Here is a 9706-nt window from a genome sequence, read left to right on the forward strand (position 1 = left end):
GGCAAAAAGAAAAACAACCATTCTTCAATCGTCGTTTTCAGAGGAAGAATCCCCAAAAAGTAGTACGCTAGAGGCATCAATAGAAAAATCATTCTAATTAAATTTGCAAACCACTGCATAATGCCTTCTATATTGCAAATTCTCTGCCGCAGCGTTAGTCCCTCAATGATGAAGGGATTGACTCCAAGAAACAGTCCTTGCAGAGTTCCCCGCGCCCATCGCTGTCTTTGAGATAAATATGCGGGCATACTTTCGGCAATTAAACCCGCACTCAAATTTTCGTCGAGATAAATCACCTCGTACCCCTGTGCCGCGAGAGAGACTCCTGTATAGTAGTCTTCGCAGAGGGATTCGGTGACAAATCCTCCAACGTCTTCGAGGGCACTCCGTCGCACCATAAAGGCACTTCCAGAACACAGAACGCTGCGGGCCCCATCTCGCATCAGTTGATATTGGCGGTAGTACATCTCGAATTCGTGAGGCAAAACTTCTTCTAGCCCTAGATTTCGGGCAATAATATCGCTGTTATAAAAGCACTGATGGGTTTGAATTAATCCGACTCCTCGATCCTGAAAAAAGCCTGCCGTTCGCTCGATAAAGTTTTGAGTTGGGATAAAATCGGCATCGAAAATAATAATTAAATCGCCGTTGGTTTTGGCGATCGCATGATTGAGGTTACCGGCTTTAGCATGGCGGTTATCGGAGCGAGTAATGTACTCGCATCCAAGTTCTTTTGCGAGATCGGCAATTTCCGAGCGTCGAGTATCATCGAGGATGTAGATAGATTTTCGATCGTAATGAATGGCTTGGCAACCGATAATCGTCCGCCGCAAAATAACAGCGGGCTCGTCATAAGTGGGAATAAAAATATCGACAGTCGGTTGAAAACTGCCATCAAGAACGGCGACCGATAGAAGATCGGCTTCTTGGTGGCGATTTTTCTCTTCTATTGTCAAAAATAAACGAATAGATTGTGTCGCAAGCAGAAAAAACTCAACCAATAAAAAACTAATACTGATGCAGCTATCGATCGAGTTTGATAAGTTTAAAGTATATAGCGTCCTCCAAAGAATATAACGCACAGTAAATGCGCTAAAAATAGCAATGGTAAGACTGCGAGCATTCCGGTTGTCGGGAGAAAAAAGGCGAATAATACTACTGGAGATAACCAATAAAATTGCGATCGGTATCCAGTTATATTTATCGGGTACGACTAAGTTTTGAAATAGCTCAAAATCTTCGGAAAATACAATCGAGTTCCAACGGATCGGCGCGATATTCTCACTGACATGGAACGCGAGCACTCCACAAAAACTGACGATGACGATTTTCCAAAAAAGCGATCGAAGCGATATTTTTTTTGATTTGTATTTTTGTGAGTAGATAAATGACTTTTTTGACTGTGAAGATGTCATGAATTCTCCGTTTTTTCGAGATCTCGAGTTTAACTATTGTCAAAAAGAGTAAACCGTTAAATTTGAATTTGCCTGAAGTTTCGACTATTTAGATATAGCCCTTTCGATTTTCAGGCTTCTTTAACTTCACAAAAGAACTTAATTTCTACGATCTATTTGGGATTCGATCGGGAATTTCATGTTTTCAACAATGTTTTGCGAACAATACCAACTCAATCAAGATTCAAGTCTTGCCAAAACAATCAGAATCTTGCCATATCTCACTCACCTCTAGATGTAACATTTCTATCGGGAGATGGGCTTAAGGTCTCCTGAGTATCTCCTGAGACTTGTTTGCAGAAGACGAATATTCGCATCCGTTCCCGTCGTGCAATACTGCAGCAAATCGTGTTGCAACGCATCGTGACATTGTCGATTGGGTTGCCGCACAGTTATCCTTATACGTGTTCATCATTTTTCTATAAAAACTTCGCCCGAACGCATCGCATTCGGACGACTATAAAACCCAATTGAGAGCTATATCTAGGTTTTGATTAAAGGTTCAAATGCCGATCTTTCTTCTAATTGCCGACAGCCCTTTAGACCTAAATGGGGATTGTCGCGATACTCCGGCTGGGGAACCCATACGCTCACTTTTTGGTCTAAAGAAACCCAGTATAAATACTCCACCGTGGGATCGTAGGTCAGTCCCACCCGCAAATTAGAATAGTCATCTTCGCAAATTTCAAACCCAAATCGAACTACGAGTTGTGCCAGAAGACACTCAGGAGTGTAGCGATTTTCTCCAGCGACTTCTCTCTCTTGCCAAAAGGTTGCTAGAAATCGGTTCATGCGAGGTAAAACTTTATCGGGAATCCCATTACGACTGGCATAAATAATCGCTGGATTCCCTTCAATAATAATGTGACAGGGCGTACTCATGGATAAATTCCTGATGGTGATATTGTTTTGCGCTAAAACGGTTCTTAAGAATCTCGATTGCCTATCTTACACGAACTCGTTGTAGCTGAGGGGATATTCGCCGGGTAAGGGGAAATATAAGTTGAAGTTCGCCGTCCGAACCAATCGTAACGGCGATCGCGAATTTGTTCGTAAAAGCGATCGCCAACCCACTTCAATCCTGGCAGAATGCGATAGACCCAAACAAAAACTTCGCCACTCGGTAGCAAGCGTCCGATTTCCTCAGCCGCCTCACTTCCTTGCCAGCGACGTTCCGGCGACTGAGAATCCATTAAAATCATTCCCAGTTCGCACCCTTGCGGCGTAATCTCATAACGTCTCAATACATCTTGTGCTTGCATGGGAATGTACTCGAATCGCTCGCCGCGATCGAGTGTTTCGAGTAGCTGAACCAGGGTAACACAAAGATTGCAGTTGCCATCATAAATGACGAAGTAAGTCATAAATCAACACGATCGGGCAATTTATATTCTCATTGTGTTCTAAATTTGTAATATTTTGTCAATAAATTTCCCGATCGCGCCCAAAATATAATTATTGACTTGACTCCATCTGCCGCAATCGATCTTCCACCATCTCTCGCACCACATCACGCATTTTCGATCGAGCAAACCATTTCAACTTTTCCTTTGCTTTGGTTGGATTGCCCCGGCTAACATCAATATCCGTCGGTCGGTACAAGCTCTCGTCACAGACGACATAATCGTGCCAGTCTAGATCGAAATAGGCAAACGCCTCAGCAACAAAATCCTCTAACTTATTGGTTTGTCCTGTCGCGATCACGTAATCATCCGGTTGTTGCTGCTGCAACATGGCGTGCATCGCTTCGACGTATTCCGAAGCATATCCCCAATCTCGCTGTACCGATATATTTCCCAAATACAGCTTTTCGGGACTGCCTTTGGCGATCCGACAGGCGGCCGATACAATTTTTTTGGTAACGAAGCGTTCCGGACGCAACGGTGACTCGTGATTGTACAAAATTCCCGAACAGGCAAACAAACCGTAAGCCTCTCGGTAGTTCGCCACTTCCCAAAATGCCGTCGCTTTTGCTACACCGTAGGGACTGCGGGGACGAAAAGGGGTCGTTTCTTCGGCGGGATATCCCCCCGTATCCCCAAAGCACTCACTCGAGCCGGCATTGTAGAATTTTACGGGTGCGCCGGTAAATCGGATCGCTTCAAGAAAATTTAGGGTTCCCGTGGCAATGCTATCGAGGGTTTCGACGGGTTGCTCGAAGGACAGTCCGACGGAAGTTTGCCCCCCGAGATTGTAAACCTCATAGGGCTTAATTTTGGTCAGGACTTGGAGGACGCTGCGAAAATCCGTTAGAGACATGGAAACCAGTTTGACTCGATCTCGAATTCCCAAGCGCTTCAGATTTTTGAAGGATGAGATTTGAGCATCTCTGGAGGTTCCGCAGACTTCATAGCCTTGAGCGAGTAGATATTGAGCTAAATAAGATCCATCCTGACCGGAGATACCACAGATAAGGGCTTTTTTCATCGATATGTTCCCAGGCGTTGGCACTAAGTTGGCACTAAATTATCGAGCAATTTTATGAAGCAGCAGGAATCGCAATGTGGAAGAGATTGCAAGAATCATTGTTTGTGAGACTAATAGTTGGGACTCGTTGGCCAAGATTTCGATTCAGTTCTCACAACCGGTATCGACCGGCATATCCTCGGGAAACCTGCTTATTTCTAGATTACTCGACATTTTTATTGGGGACGACTCGATCGAAATTCGCCAACCCTACTTTGTAGCAGAAAGTAAACGATCGAAAATAGCTGAGATTGCCACTTCTCGAAAAGCTTTTAGCTTCGTTATCTTTCCTCACATTAACTCTTTGTGCGAGCCAACCCTACCGATCGAAGCTTTGCCTCCGATCCGATCGGCGAAAAGGCACGATCGAACTCTCAAACGACCTCGTTCGATCGTGGATGTGAATGGTTTCAGATTCGGCGATTTCACTTGGACTCGGCTTCAAGTTGGACGTCACTGGCTCCCGACGTATCCATTGAGGTGGATTGCGAAAATCTAGGCGGATGATATCCTCAAAATCGGCGATGCGATTTGTGCGATTGAGGTTCAATGCTCCATCGGCTGCAGGGAAATCAACTTTTAATACACTCATATATCCTCTTCAATTCTTTGAAACGATTGCATCGAGATCGACATCGAGTTCCCTACAGACAGTCCGTTACTTGCGTTACTTGCGAGAGTTGCGTGTTTTGATGAAATTCTCCAGCGAATCTGTATTGAGTCAACGCAGAGCGAAGAAGGATGCGCTTTGAGTTGGTCTATCCCAAAGTGAAGTGCAGCTCGTTACCGCCCTCGGTTTTACCCAACACAGACTGGCAATGAAAGGACTCGATCGCTAACACCTTTTTAAAGAGCGAGAGTTTATCTTTGTTCCCCATAAATCGATGGGGAACAAGCTCTTAATGAAGACGACGCAAATATCACGATGATAAGTTCCACCCGATTCTAAAAAATTCTGTCTTGAGTGAGATGGTAAATGCTAGGGTGTCATTTCTATATTGTGGGTGAAACTTGGATATACGTCGAGTGCCCGATCGCACATTACGCGCTCAGTGCGATCGAATAACTTTAGCCTTAAACTAAAAAGAACTTTTTACCAGATGGTAAAGAGTTCTTTTAGCTCGCTCTATGCTGCAAGAAGGCGATTGTTAGCAAGCACCAACTTTCGCAAAGACGATGTAGAGAGTCTTTAGAAGAATTGCCAGATCGTACCAAGGCGTCCACTGACGTTGATAGTGTAAGTCAAAACTGACGATGTCTTCAAAATCAGTCACTTGCGAACGACCGTTTACCTGCCACTCTCCAGTGATACCGGGCTTGACATTCAGGCGTTGCCAATGATGTGCTTGGTAGTGTATGACTTCATCTGTTGTCGGAGGACGAGTTCCTACCAAGCTCATATCGCCTAGTAATACGTTCCAAAACTGCGGTAACTCATCTAAGCTGGTTTTACGAAGAAAACGACCGACCCGAGTGATGCGAGGATCTTGGGTATTTTTGAAAATCAGTCCGTTGGCTTCGTTATTCACCAATGCTTTGAGAGCATCTGCATTAGCGACCATCGAGCGAAACTTATAAATCGTGAAGGCTTGACCGTGCAGTCCGTGTCGTTGCTGCGTGTAGAAAATAGGGCCGGTATTATCCAGTTTAATGGCGATCGAGATTGGAACCAAGACCAGTGCGAGAACTAAAAGTCCCACTAAACTTCCAACAATATCGAGGAAGCGTTTGAATCCAGAATAGGTAGAAGGATGAGGATTTTCTAAATCTGGAGCTGCTGCAAATTCATCTGGGAAGTTGTTGTTTTTCAGTAATAGGGCTAACGTCATCTCTTAAACCTTGCGTTTAGTTTCTTGCGTTTTTACGCTTTAATTTGAGGATATAAAGCGACGATGCTTTTTATCTCAGCTCTCAGTCAATTTGCGATCTGTCCTAGTCAAAATTTTTCGCAGACATTGTATTTTTATGTCTGTTTGGTTTCACTTTCTCACCCCTGAAGTTAATCGATCTTGCAATTTTGCGATTGAATTCGATCCAAGTGTCAACAACTACACCAAATTTTAGTCGTTGCTTGACTTACGTATAAATACTAAGACAAAGAGATTAGAGCGCAATTGAATTCATTACGTATTTACAGAATCTTTATCAAAATACTTCATTATTTTCGTCAAATTTAAAGTTTCGGTAAAGATTTTTCTGAAAGCATACGTACGTATGTTCGATCGAGCCACGAACTTGAGTTTATTTTAAAATGGAGTCGTAAATAATGCGCTCTTTCCCTGGATAGATTTACAGAGGCAAAAGTTTTCTATTTTTAGTTAGCATTCAGCCGTCAACTATCAACAAGTCAAAAGAGATCTCCAAAGTTAACAACTGGAGTAAGCTCACCCATCTTGAGGGGTATATTCTTTCTCGGAAATCACCTGAAGTTCGTTGGTGACAAGTTAAGGTGGAATAGGTTTTGCCAGCACTGCGATCGTTCATCGAAAACCCAGCTCTTAGGGGAAGACCCCGACACACCGGCACCTAAAAGAGTGAAATCATCGTGGCTCGCGGGTTCGATCGGGCTTGAGTCAGCAGACTTGACACCTGAAAAATTGTTTAACTTGTCACCAATACCTGGAGTTGGATGCGATCGAAAAATATATACTCTTTGCAAAAAACCCCTCGCAACAAAACAGTTACCAGGGGTTTTGTTTATCTAAAAATAATATGCCAGGACCCGGACTTGAACCGGGGACACGCGGATTTTCAGTCCACTGCTCTACCGACTGAGCTATCCCGGCGTTTCGCCTTAGCGCTTCATTAGCTTAGCAAACCTAGTGGCGCTTGACAAGCCTAAAATTTCAGTTGAGCGATCGAGGAGAAAGAATCACGTAACAACTCATCAACGATCCATTGTCTTTCGTCCGTTCACTTTTCACCGGCTTCCCGATACCTCGCGCTCGAAGTACTCCGATCGTTTTTCGATCGGTCACGATCTCGAATAAACTTCCTATCGCTAATTGTAGGAAACCGTTCTCCGATCGGTGGTATCAACTTAAGGTCTGGAGTCTTTTGTCAATCCCCCGCTCGTCCGTCGAAACATCTCACCCACACGCTAGAGCGTACAAGAGTGAAGTCGTGATGCCTCGTGGGTTTAGTAGGCTTTGAGCAAGGAAACTTGACACCTAAAAACAGCTAAAACAATGACTTAAGTTGACACCACTGATTCCCTAATCTATAGGATCGTTTATTTATTGGAACATTCTAAGAGGCTCTCTCGAACTTTCGTCCAACGCTCTTTCGTCCAACGCTATTGACCGGCCACCGGACGGAGTCGAGTCACTTTGAGACCGAACGGACCGTAGCCAGTTTCGCCGAACGCGCGCACCCGAACGGTATAGGTTCCCGAACTGTTGATGCGGGTAAAAAGAAGAGAATTGGTGCTGCCATCGGGGCCATCGTCGTTTTCCGACACGATTAAGCCATCGGGAGTCATCAGAGAGACGATCGTATCGAAGCTCTCGGAGGTGACATCAATGGTAATCTGATCGCCATCTTGCAAATCGACGAGATAGTCCCGCGCAAATCCACCTTGTCCGGTTGGGATATCCTCTTCTGTGAGGGTATCGGAAATTTCCCCACTCGGGGGTAACAGAATCGGGTTATAAATATCCTGAGCCTGGGTGCGAACCGAACTCAAGACGATCGCCATTGCGGTGGCGGGAACCAAACAAGCCAGACGAAATCTAACGGTCAAAAAGTCGTTCATTAAACTCCTAGAATCACACCGATCGAACAATATAAATCGAACAATACAAAAGGATCGATCCCCTTCCCCATTCGTTCTGCTCTAGTATAGCGAGGGCGTGTTGCCCGTGCAGAAAACTCAAGTGCCACACATTCAAAAGAAAACCGCTCGCATCAAACATTACCCAATTCTGTTCGGCATTTGGCTGTTGGGAGCTGCGATCGATCGCCTTTGGTTTGCTCTAGATCGTTCCGTTCCCACTTGGGATGATGCCGATTACCTTACTGGTTCGATGAATTACTGGCAAGCCTTGCAACACCCCCACGGGTTCTCCGGTCAGTGGTGGACGCAACTGTGGCTGCTATCTTCTAAAATTCCCCCGCTAACTTACATTTCAACCGCCCCGTTTCTAAACGGGTTTGGTACCGGAGTCGATGGCGCAACCCTAGTGAATCTGCTCTTTAGTGCGGTGTTGCTCGGTTCGGTATGCGCCCTGGGAACTCATTTGTTCGATCGGCGAGTGGGGCTGGGGGCCGCCGGACTCTGCGTGCTGTTGCCGGGACTGTATCAGGTACGTCTGGATTTTTTGCTCGATTACCCCCTCGCGGCGATCGTGACTTTGGCGTTTTGGTGCCTGACAATGTGGCGGCACTTTGAGAATTCGGAATTCGGAATTCGGAATTCGGAATTGGGAGAAACGGGAGAAACGGGAGAAATTTTAGCCTCCGAAGCTCCCCAATCCTCTACTTGGAGATGGACGATCGCCCTCGGAATCTCCCTGGGATTGGCGATGATGGTGAAGCAGACTGCGGTGTTATTTTTATTCGTGCCTCTGCTTGGGGTAGCGATCGAAACGCTGTGGCGAAAACGTTGGGGACGGTTGTTTCAGCTTGCGTGTGCCGGTCTGGTCTCCGTACCGATTTGGTGGGGATGGTATCGCACCAATTGGCTGCTCGTACTTACCTCTAGCAAGCGCGCCACGGTGGATTCAGCGATCGCGGAAGGCGATCCGTCCTTGAGTAGCCTCGATGCCTGGACGTACTACCTAGAGCGGTTGCCGGACTTAGTTTCTTCGCCGTTGTTGTGGGTGTCTCTGGCGGGATTGGTGCTGTCTGGAGTGGCCTTTTTGAGGGGGAAAAATAATGCGCCTCCTCGACGAGAGAATGCATTTCGATGGTTGGCGATTTTTTGGATTGGGGCGTATCTTCTGTGTTCGGTCAATATTAATAAAGACTTGCGGTATTTTATCCCGGCATTACCAGTAACGGCACTGGTTTTGGCGTACGGTTTGTGTGGAGTGCAACGGCGGGTTCGCTGGGCAACGGTAGCGATCGCGGCACTGCTGGGGGCGATTAATCTGTTTCCGTTTTTGCCATTGCAAAGTTTGGCGCGGACTCCCCACCCGGTTTACTTAGGAGATGAATGGCCCCATGCCGAGGTTGTCGAAGAAATCGTCCGAACGGAACCCTATCTTCGATCGACTTTAGGAGTCCTGCCTTCAACCCCCCAAATCAACCAGCACAATTTCAACTATTACGGAACGCTCGCGGATTTTCAGGTATACGGTCGTCAGGTGGGGGTGCGATCGTCTCAGGTGTTGCAAGATGCGCGCTCGCTTGAGTGGTTCCTCACCAAAACTGGCGATCCGGGTTCGGTTCCCGAATCTTACCCAGAAATGGTACAAGCGATCGAACAAAATCCCGAGTTTGAGTTTCATCGCTGCTGGACGCTGCCGGATGAGACCGTCTTGAATTTGTGGCATCGGCGAACGCCTGGGGTGAGGGTGACCAAAACCGGATTTCGGGCGGGAAATGGAGTTAGGCTCGATCGAGTAGAGGTTCCCGATATCGTACCGCCGGGGTTGCCGGTTCCAGTCACCTATCATTGGTCGGGATCGTGGGAAGATTTGCGATCGGGCATTGTGTTGCTGACGTGGAAAAATACCGACCCGAATCTTCCTCAAATGCCAGAAACCCTGCCAAGAACTCAATGGCTGCACGATCGAGCGATCGTTCAGAACCCAAAATCCCAGGAGATAAAACAGAGAGATCGC

8 protein-coding genes and 1 tRNA gene are annotated in these 9706 nt (G+C 46.3%); 1 reads left to right on the top strand and 8 read right to left on the bottom strand.

Features of this window, described 5'->3' with window-relative positions; translation table 11 throughout:
- The 8 genes from IQ235_RS10070 to IQ235_RS10105 form a co-directional block, all read right to left on the bottom strand.
- Positions 1-956 (bottom strand): glycosyltransferase family 2 protein (locus tag IQ235_RS10070; protein WP_264321340.1); only part of this gene is annotated, 956 nt, incomplete at its 3' end.
- A gap of 981 nt (positions 957-1937) precedes the next feature.
- Entirely contained in the window at positions 1938-2336 is a 399-nt protein-coding gene (locus IQ235_RS10075) for a histidine kinase (protein WP_264321341.1), read from the bottom strand.
- 44 nt (positions 2337-2380) lie between these two features.
- Positions 2381-2818, bottom strand: coding sequence for a thiol-disulfide oxidoreductase DCC family protein (locus IQ235_RS10080; protein WP_264321342.1), 438 nt, complete (start codon positions 2816-2818; stop codon positions 2381-2383).
- 91 nt (positions 2819-2909) lie between these two features.
- Entirely contained in the window at positions 2910-3881 is a 972-nt protein-coding gene (locus tag IQ235_RS10085; RefSeq protein ID WP_264321343.1) for a GDP-mannose 4,6-dehydratase, read from the bottom strand.
- Positions 3882-4239: 358 nt separating this feature from the next.
- The gene (locus IQ235_RS10090; RefSeq protein WP_264321344.1) at positions 4240-4512 is read right to left on the bottom strand and encodes a hypothetical protein; all 273 of its coding nucleotides are present in this window, start codon (positions 4510-4512) and stop codon (positions 4240-4242) included.
- 556 nt (positions 4513-5068) lie between these two features.
- The gene (locus IQ235_RS10095; RefSeq protein ID WP_264321345.1) at positions 5069-5749 is read right to left on the bottom strand and encodes a sugar transferase; all 681 of its coding nucleotides are present in this window, start codon (positions 5747-5749) and stop codon (positions 5069-5071) included.
- An 884-nt stretch (positions 5750-6633) separates the two neighbouring features.
- A tRNA-Phe gene (locus IQ235_RS10100) sits at positions 6634-6706 on the bottom strand.
- A gap of 509 nt (positions 6707-7215) precedes the next feature.
- A complete protein-coding gene (locus IQ235_RS10105; RefSeq protein WP_264321346.1) occupies positions 7216-7674 on the bottom strand; it encodes a PPC domain-containing protein in 459 nt (152 codons plus the stop codon).
- 121 nt (positions 7675-7795) lie between these two features.
- On the opposite strand from IQ235_RS10105, the gene IQ235_RS10110 reads away from it, so the two are divergent.
- The coding region (locus IQ235_RS10110) for an ArnT family glycosyltransferase (protein WP_264321347.1) at positions 7796-9706 on the top strand (1911 nt) is incomplete at its 3' end.

Source organism: Zarconia navalis LEGE 11467 (assembly GCF_015207075.1).
Lineage (GTDB): Bacteria > Cyanobacteriota > Cyanobacteriia > Cyanobacteriales > Geitlerinemataceae > Zarconia > Zarconia navalis.